Consider the following 22,988-nt stretch of genomic DNA (forward strand, 5'->3'; position numbering starts at 1 on the left):
CGCCGTTAAAACAGGAAATAGCGCTGCGCCATCGGCAGCACCGTCGCCGGTTCGCAGGTCAGAAGCTCGCCATCGGCGCGCACTTCGTAGGTTTCGGGATCGACCTCGATATGCGGGGTCAGCGAATTGTGGATCATCGAGGCCTTGGAAATACCGCCGCGCACGTTCTTTACCGCCATCAGCTTCTTGGCAACGCCGAGACGCCCTGCAAGGCCGGCATCGAGCGACGCCTGAGACACGAAAGTCACCGAGGAATTGGTGCGCAGCTTGCCATAGGCGGCGAACATCGGCCGATAATGCATCGGCTGCGGCGTGGGAATGGAGGCATTCGGATCGCCCATCGGCGCTGCGGCAATCGAGCCGCCGAGCAGCACCATTTCGGGCTTCACACCGAAAAAGGCCGGATTCCACAACACCAGATCGGCGCGCTTGCCGACTTCGATGGAGCCGATCTCATGGCTGACGCCCTGGGCGATGGCCGGGTTGATGGTATATTTGGCGATGTAACGGCGGACGCGGAAATTGTCGTTCTCGCCCACCTCTTCCTTCAGACGGCCCCGCTGGCGCTTCATCTTGTCGGCCGTCTGCCAGGTGCGGATCGCCACCTCGCCGACACGGCCCATGGCCTGGCTGTCGGAGGAAATGATCGAAAACGCGCCGATATCGTGGAGAATATCCTCCGCGGCAATGGTTTCCTTGCGGATACGGCTTTCGGCAAAGGCGATATCTTCGGGAATGGACGGCGACAGGTGGTGGCACACCATCAGCATATCCAGATGTTCGGCCAGCGTATTGACGGTATAGGGCCGCGTCGGGTTGGTGGAAGACGGAATGACGTTCGGATTGCCGCAGACCTTGATGATATCTGGCGCATGGCCGCCGCCCGCCCCTTCGGTGTGGAAGGCATGGATGGTGCGTCCCTTGATGGCGGCAACCGTGTCTTCCACAAAACCGCTTTCGTTCAGCGTATCGGTGTGGATCATCACCTGCACGTCATATTCATCGGCCACCGTCAGGCAATTGTCGATGGCGGCCGGTGTCGTGCCCCAGTCCTCGTGCAACTTCAGCGAGGAAGCGCCGGCAAGAATCATCTCTTCCAGCGGCGCCGGCAGCGAGGCGTTGCCCTTGCCGGCGAGCGCCAGATTCATCGGGAAGGCGTCGAAACTCTCGATCATGCGCTCGATATGCCATGCGCCGGTGCAGGTGGTGGCGAGCGTGCCGTGCGCGGGGCCGGAGCCGCCGCCCAGCATGCAGGTGACGCCGCTCATCAGCGCTTCCTCGATCTGCTGCGGGCAGATGAAGTGAATATGCGCATCCATGCCGCCGGCTGTCAGTATCCTGCCCTCGCCGGCAATTGCCTCCGTCGAAGGGCCGACGATGATCGTCACGCCGGGCTGTGTATCGGGATTGCCCGCCTTGCCGATGGCGTGGATGCGCCCGTTCTTCAGGCCCACATCCGCCTTGTAGATACCGCTATGGTCGACGATCACCACATTGGTAATGACGGTATCGACAGCGCCCTCGGCCCGCGTCGCCTGACTCTGGCCCATGCCGTCGCGAATGACCTTGCCGCCGCCGAATTTCACTTCCTCGCCATAGGTCGTGTAGTCCTTCTCGATCTCGATGAAGAGTTCGGTATCGGCAAGACGAACCTTGTCGCCCACGGTCGGGCCGAACATGCCGGCATAGGCGGCGCGGGAAATCTTGTAAGGCATGGGTTCAGGCTCCTTCGGACGCGGAGAAAATCGATGTGGGAGAAATTCGTGTCAGCCGGCCCTGATGTGTCAGGGCTTCGACCAGTTGTTTTTCGGCGGCAAACGGATGCCCGTTCCAGCCTTGATGGCCGAAACCGGTAATCGCCACCTCGTCATCATCGCCGTTCAAGCTTTCGAGAACATGGGCAATGGCGAAGAGACCGGTACTCGGGCACACATAGGGCGCAGGCGAATAAGCCTGCAGGGCACAATCCAGCCGCTCATGCACGCCGCGTGGAATAACGGTATGGCTCTTGCCGGTCTCCTCGGCAATCGCGGCGAAACCCGCAGTATAATCGGCGCAGAAGTCGGTGAGTTCCGGCCAGCGCGCGCGAATATCCGGCTCCATTTCGGAAAATTTCGCGGGATCGCGCACCGACCAGATGGCGGAGGCCTGCCGCACGCCGTCACTATTGCGCCACCCGGTCTCTTCCGCCATCTCGCGGCCGGGCCGTCCGGTGTTGCAGACGGCCACCACATCCGTGCGGCTGCCGCCCGAACCCAGCGAACGGCAATCGTTAAAACGGATGACGATGTCGGAGAGGTCGATGAAGTCCGCAATGCCCTGCGGCAACTCCCCATTTCCGACAATCATGATCCGTCGCCCCATGCCGGTCAGAAACCCTCGGAAAGCTGACGCAATTCGTCGGCGCGCTTGCGGCTCATATCGGCAAGGCAGGAGGAAACCAGCATCGGCTCCATCGTGCCGCCGCGTGCCTGAAAACCGAAGGCATCGCAATTGGCATCGCGAAACGCCACCCAGGCGCGCTGGGCGGCAATCAGCGCCTCGGAGGCGCCCTTGCCGCTCTCATCCGCCGTCCTGTCGCGTTCCGCAAGCTGCTTGCGAACCTTCTGATACTCGGCGTTCAGCTGCTTGTCGGCCTTCTCATAATCCTGTCCGGCACAGATCGTCATATCCGCCTGCGTCTGCGGTTCCTTGCAGTCGGGCGCGTTCTGGGCCAGCGCGGGAAAAGCTGCAAGGGACAGCAGTCCAGCCGCCGCGAAACGGAGTTTTTGCAGGGTCATCGCCATCATTCAGGCCGCCGCGCCATCGAAAGCCTGCGACTTCAGCGCGCGTGGATCGACACCATCAAGACAATTGGCATTCACCGCCACCATCGGCGTCCCGTCCGGTCCGTCGGCATAGGCAAAACTTTCAATGCCGCAGGTGGAGCAGAAAAGATGATGAATGTGGTGCTTGTTGAACAGATATTCCGTCAGCTTGTCCTCGCCGGAAAGCAGCGTGAACTTGTCTCGCGGCGCAAAGGCAAGGGTCGAGCCGAGGCGCTTGCAGCGCGAACAATTGCAGATGACCGTGTGGTCGAGATCGGCATCGACCTCGAAGCTGACATCGCCGCACTGGCAACTTCCGTGATAATGTTCCGTCGTCATTTCACAACCTCCCCATGATCTGTTGACGAAAACCGTAAACCTCGCGTTTGCCGGAAAGCGGCACCAGCGTCACCTCCCGCTTCTGGCCGGGTTCGAAACGAACCGCTGTTCCAGCCGGAATGTCGAGACGCATGCCGCGCACCTTGTCGCGGTCGAAAACGAGACCCGCATTGGTCTCGAAGAAATGGTAATGGCTGCCCACCTGCACCGGCCGGTCGCCGGTATTGGCCACCTCGATCGTCACGGTCGGCTGGCCGGCATTGAGTTCGATGGTGCCCTCAGCGGCAATGATTTCGCCTGGTTTCATGGTGCTCCCCTTTATCTCTCTCAAGCGGCGGTGACTGTCGCGCAGCCTTCGGCCTTTAGCACCCGCGCCGTTGATGCCGGGTTGTTGACGAGTTTGGCCGCCGGGCGGATGGGCCTGCGAACCAGCTCGCCGCCGCAATTCGGGCAGGCGTCGTGAAGCACATCCGTCGCACAATCGACGCAGAAGGTGCATTCGAACGAGCAGATCATCGCATCCCGGCTGTCGGGGGCAAGATCGCGGTCGCAGCATTCGCAATTGGGCCGAAGTTCCAGCGCCATGTTGGTTCCCTCACCGTATCGGTTCGTGAACGGTCACCAGCTTGGTGCCGTCAGGAAACGTCGCTTCCACCTGCACATCATGGATCATTTCGGCGATGCCTTCCATCACCTGATCGCGGGAAATGACATGCGCTCCCGCTTCCATCAGGTCGGCCACGGCGCGGCCATCGCGCGCACCCTCGACCACGAAATCGGTAATCAGCGCAATCGCTTCCGGGTAATTCAGCTTCACGCCACGCTCCAGCCGGCGGCGGGCCACCATGGCGGCCATGGAAATCAGGAGCTTGTCTTTTTCTCTTGGGCTAAGGTTCATCGTCGTCCCGCAGCTTTCGCACCTTAGCCCCGCAAATCAAAGCGTTTACGGAGCCAGATCCGACTTGTTTGACAGACCCCGGAAGGTCGCCTGTCGCGGGCGATCCGGAGATTTACAGATTCCAGACTTTCGGCACTGATGCACCATTTCGCAAGAGCGAAATCACCGGAAAAAGTATTTTTCTCAAGGAGAAACCGTCGACTGCGGAAACGCGCACGACCAGCTTGCCCTGCCATTCGCTGGCGCCGCCGCTTTCCCCGGCAATAGCCCGGATTTTAGGCAAAAGCGCCTCGGCCAAGGGCCCGATGTAAAGAAGGGTGGCGAATGCTACCTGGCCGGCAAGCACCGCCGGTTTGGCGGTCAGCTCCGCCACTTCGCCCGCAAGCAGCAGCTCTTCGGCATGCACCAGCTTGCCGCGATGGCGAATGCGCCAGCGATCCCGGAACAGGCCCTGCACCATCGACTCGCCCATGGCCTGACGCCCGAGCAGCACGGCCTCAACGGCGATGAATTCCGAGGTTGCATCGAGATCGGCTTCCAGCCTGCGGGTCAGGGACGCCCGGTCGAAAAGAATGGTTTCCTGTGGCAGCCAATGCAGCCGCGCACCCGGCCCTGCGGAAACGCGGGCGGTCACAGTGGCGGTGCCGGACGACGCCTTGTAGACCTTCTCGCAGGCCTGCGTCGTCACCACCAGCGAGGTGCCGGCACCGGCAACCGCCTGCCATTCCATCTCGTCTCCGCCGGTCAAACCGCCGGAGGAATTGATGAGAATGGCCTCGATCTCATTGGAAAAAGTATCCGGCAGGCGGATCTTGGCGCAGCCTTCCTGAAACAGTTGCTCCAGCCGGCTGCGCCCTTCGACTGCCTTGGTTACAATGCGTCCTCTGCCACGGGCGCGCTGCTGCCGGGCAGGTTGACCGTCTTCGCAACCGGAAGGGCGGATGACTTGCTGTTCTGGCTGCACGCGGTCTCCGAAGCTGTTGCGGAAGCGGACCCGGCCTTGGCACCGCAATCTTTTTTGACGACGGCGTCAACGACCATCTGTCCTTCCGTGTTGCGGAAGAAATCCCACATTCTTTCCGCCGCATCAACCGTGCGCGTCACTTCGCCTGTGGGCATCTTGCGCTCCACGGCGGGTTCCGCCTTCGGCGTCTGCTCGCCGCCCGGCTTGCGGGTGACGACCGCGGCCGCTGCCAGCACTTCGGCCTTCATGGTGGCGCGCGGCCAGGCATGGTCCCAATTGTCGATGACATAGGACTGGATGCGTGCGCCGCCCTTGCAAACGTCGTAGGAATTGACGGTGAAGCTCTCGCCCGGCTTGGTTTTCGCGCCGCCCTTGCAGCCATCCATCTCGGCCCAGCGCTTCAGCGCCGTTTCGCCGCCATATTGCCAGTAGGACTTGCCGCCGCCCTGATAGGGATTGGCGGGATCCTTCAGACCCGCAAAGGCGATGATCGACATCGGCCGCGCCGGCTTGCAGCTTGCCGCATCCGGCCCCCATTTGCCTTCGGTCTCCAGCGGATAACCGGCACGCAGCGATGCGACGAAGCCGGCAGCGGTGAAATCCGCGCTGCCGTTGCAGATGAATTGTGACAGCATGCGCCCGCCGCCGGAATAACCGGAGCCGTAAAAGCGCTCTTCATCCACGCAGAACTTGCCCTTCACCATGGCAATGGCATCGCGAATGAAGCTCACCTCATCCAGCCCGCCGGGACGTGTGGTAACACCCGGAACATTCCAGGCATGGGTGCCGGGCATTTCGCCATTGAGGCTGCCCGCCAGCGCCACAACCATCAGGCCGTCGCGCTCGGCAAGCTTGTCCCAGCCGCTGCGGTTCAGCTGGCCATGCGGATTGCTGTTGGAGCCGTGGAAATCGAACACCACCGGCAGCGGCTTTTTTCCGTCATAGGCTGATGGAACAAAATAGACGCCGTCGCGTTTCTGGCCACTGGAGAGAATGGAAAAATCATGCCGGCCCGGCTCCATGCCGGCGCCCTGAAGCTGACCGCAGGTCGATGCCGACGCTGCGACGCCGGCGCTCGCGCACATCGCAAGACCCATAAAGAGGGTGCGGACGGAGCGGAACAGCCGGGCGGCCCGGCCAGGGGCAAAGTCTTGATTCATTGACACGCCTTTATTGGGCACGGTTTCCCCGACGATACGTCGGACGTGCGTGGAATGTAAGGGATCAACTGTCGCGGCGTGCGAATAGACTTTTCCTGTGTCTCGCATGCAGCATTTGCGCTGCCAATATCACAGGCTTTTATTCAATGAAATGCTAAAATTGCGCATGAAAGCCATGCACAGGCGCATAGGCTTTCAAAATATTAATCGGCCGTTTGCACGCCGTGATCGGCGCGCGGCGTTTTTAGTCTCGATCTATACTGTCAGATGACGCCGCGCTTCCGGCGTATCCAGCGTTTCGGCAAGCCCTTGATGCACGATCTCGCCCCGGTCCATGATGTAGACATGGTCGGCAAGCTCGCGGCAGAAATCCAGATATTGCTCGACCAGCAGGATCGCCATGCCGGTGGAGTCGCGCAGGTATTTGATCGCCCGGCCGATATCCTTGATGATCGACGGCTGAATGCCCTCGGTCGGCTCATCAAGGACCAAGATTTTCGGCCGCGTCACCAGCGCCCGGCCGATGGCGAGCTGCTGCTGCTGTCCGCCGGAAAGATCGCCGCCACGCCGTCCCAGCATGGTTTGCAGCACCGGAAACAAGCTGAAAATATCATCCGGAATGAAACGCTCCCTGCGGGCGAGCGGCGCATAACCGCTTTCAAGGTTCTCCTGCACGCTGAGCAGCGGAAAGATTTCCCGCCCCTGCGGCACATAGCCGACACCGCGCTTGGCCCGGTGGTAAGGCGCCAGCCCATCCAGCGCCGCCCCTTCAAAACTGATCGTCCCGCCGCTGATGGCGTGCTGGCCGGTGACCGCGCGCAGCAGCGAGCTTTTGCCCACCCCGTTGCGGCCGAGAACACAGGTGATCTTGCCCATCTCCGCTTTCAGCGACACGCCGCGCAGGGCCTGTGCTGCGCCATAATGGAGGTTGATGTTTTCGACGTTCAGCATGGCGCTACCTGTGATTGCAGGGGAGATTGCGGTGTGGGTCCTCGGGTCAAGCCCGAGGATGACGTGGAGTGAGCTGGACGCAGCGCGACCTTGCCAGATATGAGTTCCGACTTGCTGTTTCGCCCTGCCGGCGGAAAGCCAGGCAGCGAAAATTTTCTCGCAACACTCCCGGAATAATCTCTGGACGTAACCCCCACCCACCCGTCATCCTCGGGCCTGACCCGAGGATCCACCCCCGAGAGACCACCTTGACCGGCTTCGTCTACATTGTTGCGAGCGGCAGGCACGGAACGCTCTATATCGGGGTGACGTCGAACCTCGAGCAACGAATTTACGAACATCGCGAAGGACTGACGAAAGGTTTCACGAGCATCTACGGCTGTACACGGCTCGTCTGGTACGAGGAGCATATGAGCATTGGCACCGCCATCCAGCGGGAAAAATCGCTGAAGCGCTGGTATCGCGACTGGAAGATCAAGCTGATCGAGGATTTTAATCCGGAGTGGCGCGATCTTTATGAGCAATTTGGATGAGGGCTTGGGGGTGGATCCTCGGGTCAAGCCCGAGGATGACGTCAGTGGTTTTGTCGATACCAGTGCCACACTCTCCGCCGTCATCCTCGGGCTTGACCCGAGGATCCATAGCGGCAAGCGCCAAATAACCGAAACAATGAGCCGCCCCATCACCGCCCCAGATAATTCTCGATCACCTTCGGATCGCTGGACACAAAATCGATCGACCCTTCGGCCAGTACCGAGCCTTCGGCAAGACACGTCACCTTCACGCCCAGCTCGCGGATGAAGCCCATGTCGTGCTCCACCACCACCACCGACCGGGTTTTGGCGATTTCCTTCAGAAGCACGGCGGTTTCGGCGGTTTCCGCATCCGTCATGCCGGCCACCGGCTCGTCCACCAACAGCAGCTTCGGCTCCTGCGCCAAGAGCATGCCGATTTCCAGCCATTGTTTCTGGCCGTGCGAGAGGTTGGCGGCGAGATCGCCGCGGCGGTGGCTGAGACGCACGGTGGCGAGGATTTCCTCGATGCGCGCCTTGTCTTCCTCCGTCAGCCGATAGAACAGCGTGGCGAAGACGCCGCGTTTGCGGTTGAGCGCCAGTTCCAGATTGTCCCAGACGGTATGGCTTTCGAACACGGTCGGCTTCTGGAATTTCCGCCCGATGCCGAGCTGGGCAATATCCGCCTCGTCCTTCTTGGTGAGGTCGATACTGTCTTCGAACAGCACCGTGCCCGTATCCGGCCTTGTCTTGCCGGTGATGATATCCATCATCGTCGTCTTGCCAGCACCGTTCGGGCCGATAATGGCGCGCAGCTCGCCCGGTTCCACCACGAAGGAGAGGGAATTGAGCGCCTTGAAACCATCGAAGGAAACCGAGACGCCATCCAGATAAAGCAGGCTTTTGGTTCTGTTTTCGGAAACCGTATTCATGGGCTTACTCCGCCGCCTGTTGCGCAACCGCGCTGTCGTTGCCGGGTTGCTGGGCGTCGCCTGCCGCCCGCGCGCCCCGCTTTTCGCGACGCCCGACGAGATAATGCTGCACGGTGCCGACGATGCCCTTCGGGAAGAACAGCGTCACCGCGATGAACAGGCCACCCAGCGCAAACAGCCAGAATTCCGGAAAAGCGCCGGTGAAATAGCTCTTGCCGCCATTGACCAAGAGCGCACCGATGATCGGCCCGATCAGCGTGCCGCGCCCGCCCACCGCCGTCCACACCACCACTTCGATGGAGTTGGCGGGCGAAAATTCGCCGGGATTGATGATGCCCACCTGCGGCACGAACAACGCGCCGGCAATGCCCGCCATCATGGCTGATACGACGAAGGTGAAGAGCTTGATGTTTTCCACCCTGAAGCCAAGGAAACGCACCCGACTTTCGGCATCACGCACGCCCACCAGCACCTTGCCGAATTTGGAATTGACGATGCCCGATGCGATCAGCAGCGAGATCGCCAGCATCACCGCCGTCATGGCGAACAGCACGGCGCGCGTACCATCCGCCTGCACGGAAAAGCCGAGGATGTCCTTGAAATCGGTCAGCCCATTATTGCCGCCGAAACCCATGTCGTTGCGGAAGAAGGCGAGCAGCAGGGCATAGGTCATGGCCTGCGTGATGATCGAGAGATAAACGCCGTTTACGCGCGAGCGGAAGGCGAACCAGCCGAACACGAAGGCCAGCAGCCCCGGCACCACCAGCACCATCAGTGCTGCAAACCAGAACATGTCGAAGCCGTGCCAGAACCACGGCAATTCCTTCCAGTTGAGGAACACCATGAAATCGGGCAGCACGGGATGACCGTAAACGCCACGCGTGCCGATCTGCCGCATCAGATACATGCCCATGGCATAACCACCGAGCGCAAAGAAGGCGGCGTGGCCAAGCGAGAGAATTCCGCAATAACCCCAGACCAGATCAAGCGCCAGCGCCAGCAGCGCATAGGCCAGATATTTGCCGAGCATCGACATGATGTAGGTGGGGATGCGAAACGCGCTATCGGCAGGCAACAGCAGGTTGGAGGCGGGCACCAGCACGGCAATGGCCAGAATGATGCCGATGGCGATGGAGATGCGGCGGTCGAGCGCGCGCAGGAGGAAGCCGGTAATCATGCTTCGATCGCCCTTCCCTTGAGTGCGAAGAGACCGCGCGGCCGCTTCTGGATGAACAGGATGATGAGAACAAGCACGAGAATCTTGCCGAGCACGGCACCGACCGTCGGCTCGAGGAACTTGTTGAGCACGCCGAGCGACAGCGCGCCGACCAGCGTTCCCCAGAGATTGCCGACGCCGCCGAACACCACCACCATGAAACTGTCGATGATGTAGCTCTGGCCGAGATTGGGCGAGACATTGTCGATCTGCGACAGCGCCACGCCGGCGAGACCGGCAACGCCGGAACCGAGCGCGAAGGTGAAGGCATCCACCCAGGGGGTGCGAATGCCCATGGAAGAGGCCATGCGGCGGTTCTGCGTCACGGCGCGCATCTGCAGGCCGAAGGAAGAGCGCTTCAGGAGAACCAGCAGCGCGAAGAACACCGAAAGCGAGAAACAGACGATCCACACCCGGTTCCAGGTGAAATTGAGATAACCGACGCTGAAGGAGCCGGACATCCAGCCGGGGCTGCCGACTTCCCGGTTGGTCGGGCCGAAGATGGAGCGCACCCCCTGTTGCAGGATGAGCGAAATGCCCCAGGTGGCGAGCAGCGTTTCCAGCGGCCGCCCGTAGAGAAAGCGGATGACGCCGCGCTCCATGACAAGGCCGACGAAGGCCGTGACCAAAAAGGCGACAGGCAGGGCAATTGCAAGCGACCAGTCGAACAGGCCGGGGAAGTTGGAACGGATTACCTCCTGCACCATGAAGGTGGAGTAAGCGCCGATCATCACCATTTCGCCATGGGCCATGTTGATGATGCCCATGACGCCGAAGGTGATGGCAAGACCGATGGCCGCAAGCAGGAGAACGGAACCAAGCGACAGGCCGTACCAGACATTCTGCGCATAATCCCAGAAGGCAAGGGAGCTTTCGATGCTCGATATGGCGCTGTCGATATCCGGTTTCAGGCTTTGATCGACGGAAGCGGAGGCCGCCATCAGAATGCCGATGGCGTCGCGCCCGCCCAGCTTCTTGATGGTGGCGATCGCGTCCTTCTTCTCAGCGAGCGACCGGTCGGAGGAGAGCAGCGAAACGGCTCGCGCCTCCTCCATCCGGGTCCGCACCTCACTGTCGCTTTCCCTGGCGATGGCCGCTTCCAGCAATTCGAGATTTTCCGCGCTCGGCGCTTTCAAGACGGCATCCGCCGCCGAAAGCCGCACGGATTTTTCCGGGCTGAGCAGCGTCAGCCCGCCCATCGCGGCGCGGATGACGCGGCGAAGATTATTGTTGACCCTGATCTTGGAAACGGCCGCCTTCGGCGCTTCGCCCACGGTTTCGCCTGAAAGCGGATCGATCAGCGTGAAGTTGGACCCGGCGGCCCGCGTCATGAACACCAGATTGTCGGCCTTGCGGACGTAAAGCTCGCCCGATGCGAATGCCTCAAGCGCCGGCACCACCCGTGCGTCGCCGGTGGCGGCAATCTGCCCGATCAACGTTTCGGCCTGCTTGAAATCCGCCGTACCGAGCGCATCGATCAGCGCCTTTGGGTCGCTTTGCGCCATGGATTGGGCCGCGATCCCAAGGGTGAGAAAGAAAAAAACAGCTCCGAGAAAAGATCGGATCGTCATGTCGGTTCCTTAGAGCGTTTCCGGTAGAAGTGCCGTCTGCGGGTGCCGCCACCCCCCTCTGCCCTGCCGGGCATCTCCCCCACAAGGAGGGAGATCGGCAAGACGCACTCACGTCGCTCTATCTCGACAGATGAGAAAGGGCGGGGCCTTGCTGCGAGTCGATCTCCCCACCTGTGGGGGAGATGCCCGGCAGGGCAGAGGGGGGCATGCTTGTTCAGTTTCGAACGATAGAAGTTCAAGCCACCGCCCCCAGAGGGGCGGCCCCCCGAACCTCCGCTAATCAGCTACCCTTGCCGCCGCACTTGCCGCTGGCCACATTGAAGTTGCCGCAAGACATCGGCTTCCTCCAGTCCGAGATCAGATCCTTCGAGTCCGGCAGATAATCCGACCACTCGTCACCCACGACCTGCGGCGTCTGCTGCACGATTTCGAACTGGCCGTCAGCCTGGATTTCGCCGATCAGCACCGGCTTGGTGATGTGGTGGTTCGGCATGACGGTGGAGTAACCGCCCGAAAGGTTCGGCACGGAAACGCCGATAATCGAGTCGAGAACCTTGTCCGTATCCGTCGTGCCGGCGGATTCGACGGCCTTTACCCAGGCGTTGAAGCCGATATAGGCGGCTTCCATCGGGTCGTTGGTCACGCGCTTGTCGTTCTTGGTAAAGGCATGCCAGGTCTTGATGAATTCGGCATTGACCGGCGCATCGACGGACTGGAAGTAGTTCCAGGCGGCAAGGTGGCCGACCAGCGGTGCGGTATCGAGACCGGCAAGCTCTTCTTCACCGACGGAGAAGGCAACGACGGGAATGTCTTCAGCCTTGATGCCCTGGTTTGCCAGTTCCTTGTAGAACGGCACATTGGCGTCACCATTGATGGTGGAAACCACGGCGGTCTTCTTGCCGGCCGAGCCGAATTTCTTGATGTCGGACACGATCGTCTGCCAGTCGGAATGACCGAACGGCGTGTAGTTGATCATGATGTCCTCTTCCTTGACGCCCTTCGACATCAGGTAGGCCTTCAGGATCTTGTTGGTGGTCTGCGGATAGACATAGTCCGTGCCGGCCAGAACCCAGCGCTCCACACCTTCGGTATTGGCGAGATAATCGACGGCCGGAATGGCCTGCTGGTTCGGTGCAGCACCCGTGTAGAAGATGTTGCGCGAGGATTCTTCACCCTCGTACTGAACCGGATAGAATAGGATCGAGTTCAGTTCCTCGAAGACCGGCAGAACCGACTTGCGCGAGGAAGACGTCCAGCAGCCGAAAACGGCGGCGACCTTGTCCTGCGAAATAAGCTGGCGGGCCTTTTCGGCGAAAAGCGGCCAGTCGGAGGCCGGGTCGACCACCACGGCTTCGAGTTTCTTGCCAAGCACGCCGCCCTTCTTGTTCTGCTCGTCGATGAGCATCAGCATGGCGTCCTTCAGCGTCGTCTCTGAAATGGCCATGGTGCCGGACAGCGAATGCAGCACGCCGACCTTGATGGTGTCGTCAGCGGCAAAAGCGCCGTGGAAGGCGGTGGTGGACAGGATCGCGCCAAGCAGCGCGGCACTAAGCGTCTTGCGGAATATCATCGGAAGAACCCCTCTCCTTGTTTGGCCTCTCGTGGAGGCTCAGCGGCATCTGCGGCCGCTGCTGGAAGGGACTATCGATCTCGTGAGAGCGAAACCGTATACGTCAATTGACGTAGGCGGGGTGGCGAAAGATGCAGGGGGTGTTTGGGGAGGGAAGGTAGTTGTTGAAACACAATGCGGTTCCACGCCGGACCGTCACCACCTATTCGACGTCATCCTCGCCCTTGAGGCGAGGATCCATGGCCCCTCCAGATAGTGGATCCTCGGGTCAAGCCCGAGGATGACGCAGAGTGGGCAGTTGGTGTTGGAGACACGCAGATAGATAGACCGATTATCTGGCAATCGGCCGCAGTTTACAAATCCCACATCAGGAATGTGGCTTGTCGTTCCGCTCTTCGTCGCGGATCGCATCGTCGTGATACCACGAACCGAAATCGATATGCGGCTCCTGCGCCTGACGCTCGAGGTCGCTGAGGCTGCTGTTGCGGAACTTGGAAAGACCCGCGCGCCCGCCGACCGGGAATTGATAGATCGTTGCCGTCTCGCGATGAATGCCAGTTGCCATTTCGATCATCTCACTTTGTTTGCATCGAAGCACTTTATGTCTGGAGCTAACCCGCAAAGGCCAGATTCGCTCCGTTTGATTAAAAAAAAATCACCTTGCGAAAAATATAGGCATTAATCGGCTCATCTACAAGAAAAACCATTCCGAAAGCGCCGGTTTTTGGGGCAAATGCCAATCCCTCGCGCGCAACCGAAATCATTGCACCGCAGCAGGGCATTCCGCCGGGAGACGCCAGCTATCTATCAGGATTCAATGATGAAACATGAGAGGTGAATTTGCCTGCCGCAGCGCAGCAGAACCAGCCACGCGCGATATCCAGGCTCCTGCGCGACAGGGGGCCTGAAAGATTTTTCGAAAAAATCGCCTGATATCGCCAATCTGGCACGCGGCATGCATCTAAGGGGTCAGCCCTTGAACGCGAATGCGCTTCGGTGGCCAAAGCCACGGGAGGCCTCAAGGCTTCGCATTGTTACCTATGAGAGGTTCGTAATGACTAAGTTCAAACTCGAGTACATCTGGCTGGACGGATACAAGCCGGTCCCCAACCTGCGCGGCAAGACCCAGATCAAGGAATTCGACGAATTCCCCACACTCGAGCAGCTGCCGCTTTGGGGCTTTGATGGCTCGTCCACGCAGCAGGCCGAAGGCCACTCGTCGGATTGCGTGCTGAAGCCCGTCGCGATCTATCCCGACCCGGCCCGCTCCAACGGTGCACTCGTCATGTGCGAAGTCATGATGCCCGATGGCGTCACCCCGCATGCTTCGAACAGCCGCGCAACCATCCTCGACGACGAGGACGCATGGTTCGGTTTCGAACAGGAATATTTCTTCTACCAGGACGGCCGCCCGCTCGGCTTCCCGGAACAGGGTTACCCGGCTCCGCAGGGTCCTTATTACACCGGCGTCGGCTTCAAGAATGTCGGTTCGGTTGCCCGCGAAATCGTTGAAGAGCACCTCGACCTCTGCCTCGAAGCCGGCATCAACCACGAAGGCATCAACGCCGAAGTGGCCAAGGGCCAGTGGGAATTCCAGGTATTCGGCAAGGGCTCCAAGCGCGCCGCCGACCAGATCTGGATCGCCCGTTATCTGCTGCTGCGTCTTTGCGAACAGTACGGCATCGACGTCGAATTCCATTGCAAGCCGCTCGGCGACACCGACTGGAACGGTTCGGGCATGCACTGCAACTTCTCCACCAAGTTCATGCGCGAAGTTGGCGGCAAGGACTATTTCGAAGCCCTCATGGCCGCTTTCGCCAAGAACTGGAAAGAGCACATCGACGTTTACGGTCCGGACAACCACCTGCGCCTGACCGGCAAGCACGAAACCGCTCCGTGGAACAAGTTCTCCTACGGCGTTGCCGACCGTGGCGCCTCGATCCGCGTTCCGCATTCCTTCGTCAACAACGGTTACAAGGGTTACCTTGAAGACCGTCGTCCGAACTCGCAGGGCTGCCCTTACCAGATCGCTTCCGTCGTTCTGAAGACGATCGCAGAAGTGCCGCTCGCAAAGTCGGCTGCTGCCTGATAAGCCAAGACATGGCGTCGCCCGCAACCGGGCGACGCCATTTTTCTGTCCACCGAACGGCCGGGCCGGTCAGGCGACCTTTCGCCGAGCGCCGCACACGGCATAGTCTTCCCATACGCAAGCTCAAACAAGCGGCGTGGCCTTGACCAACAGCCTCGGATTTTCCGAAAACCGCACCGTCGTTTTCGGTCCGACGCTCTAAAGCAAGAAGGTGAGCGATGGGCATTCTCCAGAAATTCTCTCTCGAAAACCGCACGGCCATCATCACCGGCAGCGGCCGCGGCCTCGGTTTTGAAATTGCCAGCGCCTTTGCCGAAGCGGGCGCGCATGTGTGGCTGACCGGCCGCAATGCCGAAACGCTGGAACAGGCGGTCGACACGTTGCGCAAGGCTGGCGGAAAAGCCGATTACGCCGCCTTCGATATTGCCGATACGGCAGCCGGCAGCGCTCTTGTTCGCCGTATGATGGACGAGTTCGGCCATCTCGATATCCTCGTCAACAATGTCGGCGCACGCGACCGCCGCCCGCTTGCCGAATTCAGCGACGAGGACGTGCTGGAGCTCATCCGTACCGACCTCACCTCCTCCATCTCGCTGTCACGCGACGCGGCGGAGGCCATGAACACCAACGGTTACGGCCGCATCATTACCATCACCTCCATTCTCGGCCATATCGTTCGGCCGGGCGATGCGATCTATCCCGTCGCCAAACAGGGGCTGACCGGGCTGATGCGCGCCATTGCCGTGGAATATGGCGCGCGCGGCATCACCAGCAACGCCATCGCACCCGGCATGTTCGCGACAGAAACCAATGCCGCCCTTGCTGAAAACCCTGAGATGGTGGCCTTCGCCAAGCTGCGCGTGCCGCTGGAGCGCTGGGGCCGGCCGGACGAGATCGCCGGTGCGGCGCTGTTTCTGGCCAGCGACGCGGCCTCCTTCGTCAACGGCCATGTGCTGACGGTGGATGGCGGCATGTCGGTGCGGCTGTGAGAGGCCCGTTGCGGAAAGGCGCTAGATAGGCATGGCCGCACGGCAACGCATCATCCCCGTCAGGCGCGAATATAACCGCTGGGTCGCCAACCAGACGCTGGAAGATTATGCGCTGCGCTTCACCGCCAAAAGCGCCCGGCAGTTTTCCTCCAACCGCATTTCCCACACCGCCATCGGCGCAATTTCCTTTCTGGCGCTGGAAGCCATCGGCGGCGCGATCACGCTGTCCTATGGCACCACCAACGCCTTTTACGCCATCCTCGTCGCCGCCATCGCCATGCTCGCGGTCGGCCTGCCGATCAGCCGCTACGCCATCCGCCACGGCGTCGATATCGATCTTCTGACGCGCGGCGCAAGTTTCGGTTACATCGGCTCCACCATCACCTCGCTGATCTACGCCGCCTTCACCTTCATGCTCTTCGCCATCGAGGCGTCGATCATGTCCGGCGCGCTGGAACTGGCGCTCGGCATTCCGCTCTGGATCGGCTATATCATCTCGGCCGTCATGGTCATTCCGCTGGTCACCCATGGCGTGCGGCTCATAAGCCGTTTCCAGATCATCACCCAGCCCTTCTGGATCATCCTCAACGTCCTGCCTTTCGTGTTCATCGCTTTGATGGACTGGGAAAAATACGATCTCTGGCGCGCCTTTGCCGGTATTCATCATGCTTCCGGCCCGCCGGGCACCGTGGCCCACTTCAATCTGGTGGAATTCGGCGCGGCCTCCGCCGTCATTCTCGCGCTGATGTCGCAGATCGGCGAACAGGTGGACTTCCTCCGCTTCCTGCCCGCGGAAGGCCAGAGCCGGCTGCGCCATCGCATCGCGGTCTTTCTGGCGGGAGCGGGCTGGGTGGTCGTCGGTGTGCCGAAGCTGCTGGCCGGCTCCTTCCTCGTGGTCTTGACCTTCAGCTCCGGCGTCTCGGTGGATCGCGCCGCCGATCCGGCCCAGATGTACCTCACCGCCTTCGGTTACATGATCCCCAACGAGACCGCCGCCATGCTGCTGATGGTCGCCTTCGTGGTGGTCTCGCAGCTGAAGATCAACGTCATGAATGCCTATGCGGGTTCGCTCGCATGGTCGAACTTCTTCTCGCGGCTCACCCACAGTCATCCCGGCCGCGTCGTCTGGCTGGTCTTTAATGTGGCGATCGCGCTGCTTCTGATGGAACTCGGTATCTACCGGCTGCTGGAAGAAACCCTCGGCATCTTCTCCATCATCGCCATGGCCTGGCTCTGCACCATCTCGGCCGATCTCTTCATCAACAAGCCGCTCGGCCTTGCTCCATCAGGCATCGAGTTCAAGCGCGCCCATCTCTACGATATCAATCCGGTCGGCGTCGGCTCCATGGCGCTTTCGGCCACCATTGCGCTGATGGCGCATTTCGGCACCTTCGGCGAACTCGCCGCCTCACTTGCGCCCTATCTGACCCTGATCGTCGCCTTCATCGCCTCGCCGCTGATCGCATGGGGCACGAAGGGCAAGTTCTATCTGGCCCGCAAACCGCGCCAGCAATGGCGCGAACTGAGCGCCATCACCTGTTCGATCTGCGAACACCCGTTCGAGCCGGAGGACATGGCGTGGTGCCCGGCCTATGCGGCACCGATCTGTTCGCTCTGCTGCTCGCTGGACAGCCGCTGCCACGACATGTGCAAGCCGAAGGCCAAGCTCAATTATCAGGTCGCCACCGTCGCGAAATCCTTCCTGCCGGATCAGCTGGTGGCCAAACTCGCCACCCGGCTCGGGCGTTACGGCATGGCGGCGGCCATCGCCGTCACCGCCATCGGCGGCATTCTCGCGATGATCGCCCATCAGGTCGGCACCGCCTCGCCTGAAACGGCAGATGTGGTCAACCGCACCATCCTCATCGTGTTCTTCGTCTTCGCCGTCATCGCCGGCATCGTCTGCTGGTTTCTGGTTCTCGCCCATGACAGCCGGGTGGTGGCGGAGGAGGAATCCTCACGCCAGAACACATTGCTCCTCAAAGAAATCGCAGCCCACAAAAAGACCGACGCCGCCCTTCAGGACGCCAAGGAAACGGCCGAAGCCGCCAACCGCGCCAAGAGCCGTTATGTCGTCGGCCTCAGCCACGAGCTGCGCACGCCGCTCAACGCCGTGTTAGGTTACGCCCAGATCCTCGAACGTGACGAGACCATTCCCCCTCCCCGGCAATCGGCCATCAAGGTCATCCGCCGTTCCGCCGACCATCTCTCCGGCCTGATCGACGGGCTTCTGGATATTTCCAAGATCGAGGCCGGCCGTCTGCAGGTCTATTCCAACGAGATCAATATTCAGGATTTCCTCGACCAGATCGTCGATATGTTCCGCCCGCAGGCGCAGGCCAAGGGGCTGGAGTTCCGCCACGACCGGTCGCGGGCCCTGCCGCAATATGTCCGCACCGATGAAAAGCGTCTGCGCCAGATTCTCGTCAACCTGCTCTCAAATGCCATCAAGTTCACCGACGAGGGCAGCGTCACCTTCGATGTCGCCTATCGCAGCCAGGTGGCAAGCTTCACGGTGTCGGATACCGGGCGCGGCATCGCCGAAAAAGACCTCGCCCGCATCTACGAACCCTTCCAGCGCGGCGAGGCCGAAAGCGTGCGCCCCATGCCGGGCCTCGGCCTCGGGCTCACCATTACGAGGCTTCTGACCAACACGCTCGGCGGCGAAATTTCCGTCTCCAGCGAAAAAGATGAGGGCTCCACCTTCCGCGTCCGCCTCATGCTCTCTGCCGTGCATCGGCCAAGCACGGCACCGGCGGCAGAAAAGACCATCCGCTCCTATTCCGGCCCGCGCCGCACCATCGTGGTGGTTGATGACAACGAGGATCACCGCGAGCTGATGCGGCAGGTACTTTCGCCGCTCGATTTCGTGGTGCTGACCGCCCAGAGCGGGCCGGACTGCCTGACACTCATCGAAGGCGTGAAGCCCGATCTTTTCCTCATCGATATTTACATGCCCGGCATGACCGGCTGGCAGCTGGTTACGAAACTGCGCGAAGCCGGGCAGACCGCCCCGCTCATCATGCTCTCGGCCAATATCGGTGATGGCACTGTCGCGGGTGCCGGAGAAGACAATCACAACGACGCCATCGCCAAGCCGGTCGATATCCGCCACCTGTGCGACAGGCTTGCGGTGCATCTCGGCCTGAAATGGATTTACGATACCGACCTTCCCCCTGCACCCATCCCCCAGCCGCCGGCGCAGATCGTTCATCCCGGCGCAATTCATATCAAGGATTTGCAGAGGCTCGGCGAAATAGGCTACATACGCGGCATAGAGGCGAAACTCGCCGATCTTGCCCGCAACACGGAAAACCTGCCCTTCACGCAAGAGCTTGGCACCTATGTGCAGGCCTTCGATCTGGCCGGTTACGCGCATTTTCTCAAACGGTTTGCGGATAGCGACATGGGAGACGGCAAGGCATGAGCGGGCCAGGGACGGCACTGCCGAGAGACATCGTATTGCTGGTGGATGACAGCCCGGAGGCATTGGGGTTCCTCACCGATGCGCTGGAACAGTCAGGCTTTTCGGCGCTGATCGCCACATCCGGGCAGGCCGCGCTCAACATTGCCGAACGCATCACGCCCGATATCATCCTGCTCGACGCCGTCATGCCGGCCATGGACGGTTTCGAGACCTGCCGCCGCCTGAAGGCCAATGCGGCGGTGGCGCAGGTGCCCGTCATCTTCATGACCGGGCTGACCGAGACCGAACATGTGGTGCGGGCGCTCGAATCCGGCGGTGTCGATTATCTGACCAAGCCGATCAACATCGACGAGCTGCGCGCCCGCATCCGCGTCCATCTCTCCAATGCCCGTTCGGCGCAAAGCGCCCGCGTCGCGCTCGATGCTGCCGGCCGCCACCTGCTTGCGGTGCGCGCCAATGGCGCCATCCACTGGTCGACGCCGCAGGCGACCCGGCTGGTCAATGCCGCCACCGGCCGTGATGATGGGCTGGAGATCGTCGTTGCCCATATTTCCGGCTGGCTTTCGGACAGGGCGACGGTGGATGCCGCCCGCGATTCGCCGCTGACGATCACTGAGGCCGGGCGGCCCGCTTTGCAACTCTCCTTCCTCGGCGCCATGGGACCGGACGAATATCTCTTCCGCCTGACCGCCGCCAACGAGAAATCGGACGACCATCTGCTGAAAAGCCATTTCGCCCTGACGACGCGGGAATCGGAAGTGCTGCTGTGGATCGCCAAGGGCAAATCCAACCGCGATATCGGCGATATTCTCGGCCTTTCCGCCAGAACCGTGAACAAGCATCTGGAACAGATCTATGTAAAGCTCGGCGTCGAAAACCGCGCTTCGGCGGCTGTGAAGGCGGCGCATATATTGCATCAGGGGTGACGACAGCGCTGAGTGTGGTATGGTTCGGCCAACATATATTTTCTGCTTGAGCGTAGCGTCCGCTAACTAGTCGAGCGGCGGCCCCTTGTTTCTTCTCCCCGAGGGGGAGAAGTCCGCGGCAGCGGGATGAGGGGGCAAGCTCTCCGAAATCCGGCAACGTTGCCCCCTCATCCGACCCTTCGGGCCACCTTCTCCCCCTCGGGGAGAAGAAACAAACGGCAACGCCGCAACCCATTCCCCCAAACATATCTCGCATCCCCAACAAGGAGGACGTTCCCATGGACCGTTTCATCATTCTTTCCGGCTGCTCCGGCGGCGGAAAATCCACGCTTCTCGCCGAGCTTGCCCGACGCGGTTTCGCCACCGTGGGAGAGCCCGGCCGCCGCATCGTCATCGAAGAAACCCGCAATGGCGGCACGGCCCTGCCGTGGATCGACATCGAAGCCTTCGCCCGCCGCGCCATCGCCATGGCGCTCGGAGACCGGCAAAAGGCCCCGCCGAATGGCCTTCTCTTTTTCGATCGCGGCCTGATCGACGCCGCCTCGGCACTTCACCATGTCAGCGGTGACGGATTTATCGATACGCTGCAAAACACGCATCGCTATAACCAGCTGGTTTTCCTCACCCCACCCTGGCCGGAAATTTACCGGGGAGACAGCGAGCGCAAACACGGTTTGGATGCGGCGGTGGTAGAGTATCAACGCCTGCTGCGTGATTACGCCCGGCTGGATTATGAAACGGTGGTGCTGCCGAAAGCTCCGGTTTCGGAGCGCGCCGATATGGTACTGGAGAGGCTGGCGGCGAAAGTGGGCTGAAGTACAGCAACTCAGGCTGTGTGTGTGCTCTCACACTCGACGTCATCCTCGGGCCTGACCCGAGGATCCATTCCTCGCGCGGCGGTGGATCCTCGGGTCAAGCCCGAGGATGACACCAGAAGAGTTCAGCCGCTCACCAAAAAAAAGCCCGGCATCGCTGCCGGGCTTCGATAGAAAATTATCCAGTAGGACTCACGTCCCCTGCTGGAAGTAGCTGAACTTGCCGTCCGGGCCCTTCTTCCACTCGTACATGACGTAACCGGGAAGCTTCGGGTCGCCCTTCTCGTCGAAGGAGATATCGCCGAGCGCGGTCGGGAAGGTGCCCTTCTTCAGAGCTTCGGCAACCTTTTCCGGCTCAACCGAACCGGCAGCCTTGGCAGCGCCGGCAATCGCCTGCAGGGCGGCGTAGGAGTAGAGGGTGTAGGCTTCCGGGTTGAAGCCAGCGGCCTTGAACTTCTCTACCAGTTCTTTGTTTTCAGGACGCAGCGTCGGATCGGGACCGAAGGTGTTGAGCGTGCCTTCGACAGCGTCGCCGGCGATGGAGGCAAGTTCGTTCGAGACGATGCCGTCACCCGAGATGAGCTTCGCCTTCAGGCCCTGATCGGCCGCCTGGCGGATGATCAGACCGGCTTCCGTGTGCAGGCCACCCCAATAGATAACCGTGACGCCGGCTTCCTTCATCTTCGAGATCAGCGCGGAGAAGTCCTTGTCGCCGACATTGACGCCTTCATACATGGCTTCCGTCAGGCCGGCCGCATTGGCTGCCTTCTTGGTTTCGTCGGCAAGGCCCTGACCATAGGGGGTCTTGTCGTGAATGATGGCGATCTTGGCGTCCTTGTAGTGGTCGGCCAGATACTTGCCGGCGATGCCGCCCTGCTGGTCGTCACGACCGCAGGTGCGGAAGGTGTTCCACAGGCCACGCTCGGTGAATACGGGGTTGGTCGCAGCAGGCGTTACTTCGAGAATGCCGTTTTCGGCATAAACTTCGGAAGCAGGAATGGAAACGCCAGAGTTGAAGTGGCCGACGACGAATTTCACGCCATCAGCAACGAATTTGTTGGCAACCGAGATGCCCTGCTTGGGGTCGGAAACGTCATCGCCCAGCACGATCTTGATCTGTTCGCCGTTGATGCCGCCGGCAGCGTTGATGTCTTTCGCAGCCTGCTCGGCACCCTTCTGAAGCTGAGCACCGAAAGCAGCGTTCGGGCCGGTCAGCGGGCCACCGACAGCGATCAGGACATCGGCCCAGGCCGAACCGCTGAAGGCGACCATGGCGGTCAGCGCAACGGCGGAAAGAAGAGACTTCTTCATTACTTTACTCCCAGTTCCTTTGGATGGGTTGGTTACTAGGGCCTGTTCAGTACCCACCTTCACTGAACAGGAAACTGTTCCACTCTGACGAGCATTGTGCAGTCGGACGAATCCGGCTGTCAATCCTTCTTCTTATAGGAGAATGCCGACGTGCGATCGTAAAGCCAATAGTAGTTATTGACCATCTGGTTCGTCCGGCGCATGCGGAAACCGATGCTGGAAAAGACCAGAAGAAGAACGACGTCAAACACATAGTAAAAACCGTTTATGAACGGTCCGTTGAAGAGCGCGTGATGCAGAAACCGCATGACGAGCCCCAATGCCAGCGTGTAGATGACCACACGCGGGTAACCACCCCAGCCATCGGCGACGGATTTTCCCGCGCGCCAGGCGGTCCAGAAACCCAGAAGAACAACCAGTGCGCGCAGAATATAACGCACGCCGCTATCGGTCTCGAAAAAAAGGCCCTGCATCTCTTTCCCCATCAGTGCCGGGCGCGATGCGCCAGCCC

The 22,988-nt window shown here is 60.8% G+C and carries 23 protein-coding genes; 6 read left to right on the forward strand and 17 right to left on the reverse strand.

Annotation, left to right across the window (positions count from 1 at the left end; all coding sequences use genetic code 11):
- Positions 1–5: 5 nt before the first annotated feature.
- The 10 genes from ureC to urtE all read right to left on the reverse strand — a co-directional run bounded on the left by ureC (position 6) and on the right by urtE (position 7,119).
- The gene (ureC, locus tag OK142_RS12420; protein WP_003491727.1) at positions 6–1,715 is read right to left on the reverse strand and encodes an urease subunit alpha; all 1,710 of its coding nucleotides are present in this window, start codon (positions 1,713–1,715) and stop codon (positions 6–8) included.
- A gap of 4 nt (positions 1,716–1,719) precedes the next feature.
- The gene (locus tag OK142_RS12425; RefSeq protein WP_498683021.1) at positions 1,720–2,364 is read right to left on the reverse strand and encodes a Urease operon accessory protein; all 645 of its coding nucleotides are present in this window, start codon (positions 2,362–2,364) and stop codon (positions 1,720–1,722) included.
- A gap of 5 nt (positions 2,365–2,369) precedes the next feature.
- Positions 2,370–2,780, reverse strand: coding sequence for a lysozyme inhibitor LprI family protein (locus OK142_RS12430; protein ID WP_498683243.1), 411 nt, complete (start codon positions 2,778–2,780; stop codon positions 2,370–2,372).
- 9 nt (positions 2,781–2,789) lie between these two features.
- Positions 2,790–3,146, reverse strand: a complete 357-nt coding sequence (locus OK142_RS12435; protein ID WP_003491730.1) for a GFA family protein — start codon at positions 3,144–3,146, stop codon at positions 2,790–2,792.
- Position 3,147: 1 nt separating this feature from the next.
- Positions 3,148–3,453 (reverse strand): urease subunit beta, encoded by a 306-nt coding sequence (locus OK142_RS12440; RefSeq protein WP_003491734.1) that lies wholly within the window; start codon positions 3,451–3,453, stop codon positions 3,148–3,150.
- 20 nt (positions 3,454–3,473) lie between these two features.
- Positions 3,474–3,731 carry a DUF1272 domain-containing protein gene (locus tag OK142_RS12445; protein ID WP_498683024.1) on the reverse strand — a complete coding sequence of 86 codons (258 nt, stop codon included), beginning with the start codon at positions 3,729–3,731 and terminating at the stop codon, positions 3,474–3,476.
- A 10-nt stretch (positions 3,732–3,741) separates the two neighbouring features.
- The gene (locus OK142_RS12450) at positions 3,742–4,044 is read right to left on the reverse strand and encodes an urease subunit gamma (RefSeq protein ID WP_003491738.1); all 303 of its coding nucleotides are present in this window, start codon (positions 4,042–4,044) and stop codon (positions 3,742–3,744) included.
- 112 nt (positions 4,045–4,156) lie between these two features.
- A complete protein-coding gene (locus tag OK142_RS12455) occupies positions 4,157–5,008 on the reverse strand; it encodes an urease accessory protein UreD (protein ID WP_498683027.1) in 852 nt (283 codons plus the stop codon).
- Positions 4,915–6,168 carry a CE1 family esterase gene (locus tag OK142_RS12460; protein ID WP_498683029.1) on the reverse strand — a complete coding sequence of 418 codons (1,254 nt, stop codon included), beginning with the start codon at positions 6,166–6,168 and terminating at the stop codon, positions 4,915–4,917. Before OK142_RS12460 ends, OK142_RS12455 begins: the two co-directional genes overlap by 94 nt.
- Before the next feature lie 255 nt (positions 6,169–6,423).
- Positions 6,424–7,119: an urea ABC transporter ATP-binding subunit UrtE gene (urtE, locus tag OK142_RS12465; RefSeq protein ID WP_498683031.1), complete on the reverse strand. Its 696-nt coding sequence runs from the start codon at positions 7,117–7,119 to the stop codon at positions 6,424–6,426.
- A gap of 248 nt (positions 7,120–7,367) precedes the next feature.
- Here urtE and OK142_RS12470 point away from each other — a divergent pair, with 248 nt between their 5' ends.
- Positions 7,368–7,652, forward strand: coding sequence for a GIY-YIG nuclease family protein (locus OK142_RS12470; protein ID WP_498683033.1), 285 nt, complete (start codon positions 7,368–7,370; stop codon positions 7,650–7,652).
- A gap of 149 nt (positions 7,653–7,801) precedes the next feature.
- Here OK142_RS12470 and urtD read toward each other — a convergent pair whose 3' ends face one another.
- The 5 genes from urtD to OK142_RS12495 form a co-directional block, all read right to left on the reverse strand.
- A complete protein-coding gene (gene urtD, locus OK142_RS12475; protein WP_296068481.1) occupies positions 7,802–8,563 on the reverse strand; it encodes an urea ABC transporter ATP-binding protein UrtD in 762 nt (253 codons plus the stop codon).
- A 4-nt stretch (positions 8,564–8,567) separates the two neighbouring features.
- Positions 8,568–9,740: an urea ABC transporter permease subunit UrtC gene (gene urtC, locus OK142_RS12480; protein ID WP_498683038.1), complete on the reverse strand. Its 1,173-nt coding sequence runs from the start codon at positions 9,738–9,740 to the stop codon at positions 8,568–8,570.
- Positions 9,737–11,350, reverse strand: a complete 1,614-nt coding sequence (urtB, locus tag OK142_RS12485) for an urea ABC transporter permease subunit UrtB (protein WP_498683040.1) — start codon at positions 11,348–11,350, stop codon at positions 9,737–9,739. Before urtB ends, urtC begins: the two co-directional genes overlap by 4 nt.
- 280 nt (positions 11,351–11,630) lie before the next feature.
- On the reverse strand, positions 11,631–12,920 hold the full coding sequence (urtA, locus tag OK142_RS12490) for an urea ABC transporter substrate-binding protein (RefSeq protein ID WP_035219970.1): 1,290 nt from the start codon (positions 12,918–12,920) through the stop codon (positions 11,631–11,633).
- Positions 12,921–13,287: 367 nt separating this feature from the next.
- Positions 13,288–13,494: a DUF2735 domain-containing protein gene (locus tag OK142_RS12495; RefSeq protein WP_003520619.1), complete on the reverse strand. Its 207-nt coding sequence runs from the start codon at positions 13,492–13,494 to the stop codon at positions 13,288–13,290.
- A 480-nt stretch (positions 13,495–13,974) separates the two neighbouring features.
- Between OK142_RS12495 and OK142_RS12500 the strand changes: the two genes are divergently transcribed.
- The 5 genes from OK142_RS12500 (at position 13,975) to OK142_RS12520 (ending at position 21,166) form a co-directional block, all read left to right on the forward strand.
- Positions 13,975–15,009 (forward strand): glutamine synthetase beta-grasp domain-containing protein, encoded by a 1,035-nt coding sequence (locus OK142_RS12500; protein WP_003520621.1) that lies wholly within the window; start codon positions 13,975–13,977, stop codon positions 15,007–15,009.
- A gap of 218 nt (positions 15,010–15,227) precedes the next feature.
- Complete coding sequence (locus OK142_RS12505; RefSeq protein WP_498683042.1) at positions 15,228–15,998, forward strand: SDR family oxidoreductase; 771 nt, start codon at positions 15,228–15,230, stop codon at positions 15,996–15,998.
- Between the two features lie 31 nt (positions 15,999–16,029).
- Positions 16,030–19,425, forward strand: coding sequence for a hybrid sensor histidine kinase/response regulator (locus tag OK142_RS12510; protein WP_498683045.1), 3,396 nt, complete (start codon positions 16,030–16,032; stop codon positions 19,423–19,425).
- Positions 19,422–20,351: a response regulator gene (locus OK142_RS12515; RefSeq protein WP_498683047.1), complete on the forward strand. Its 930-nt coding sequence runs from the start codon at positions 19,422–19,424 to the stop codon at positions 20,349–20,351. Before OK142_RS12510 ends, OK142_RS12515 begins: the two co-directional genes overlap by 4 nt.
- Before the next feature lie 278 nt (positions 20,352–20,629).
- Positions 20,630–21,166, forward strand: a complete 537-nt coding sequence (locus tag OK142_RS12520; protein ID WP_498683049.1) for an AAA family ATPase — start codon at positions 20,630–20,632, stop codon at positions 21,164–21,166.
- A 192-nt stretch (positions 21,167–21,358) separates the two neighbouring features.
- On the opposite strand, the gene OK142_RS12525 is transcribed toward OK142_RS12520, so the two are convergent.
- Positions 21,359–22,477: a branched-chain amino acid ABC transporter substrate-binding protein gene (locus tag OK142_RS12525; protein WP_003491769.1), complete on the reverse strand. Its 1,119-nt coding sequence runs from the start codon at positions 22,475–22,477 to the stop codon at positions 21,359–21,361.
- Positions 22,478–22,596: 119 nt separating this feature from the next.
- Positions 22,597–22,950, reverse strand: a complete 354-nt coding sequence (locus OK142_RS12530) for a DUF6867 family protein (protein WP_003491771.1) — start codon at positions 22,948–22,950, stop codon at positions 22,597–22,599.
- Positions 22,951–22,988: the final 38 nt, after the last annotated feature.

This window comes from Agrobacterium sp. BT-220-3 (assembly GCF_025910175.1).
Lineage (GTDB): Bacteria > Pseudomonadota > Alphaproteobacteria > Rhizobiales > Rhizobiaceae > Agrobacterium > Agrobacterium oryzihabitans.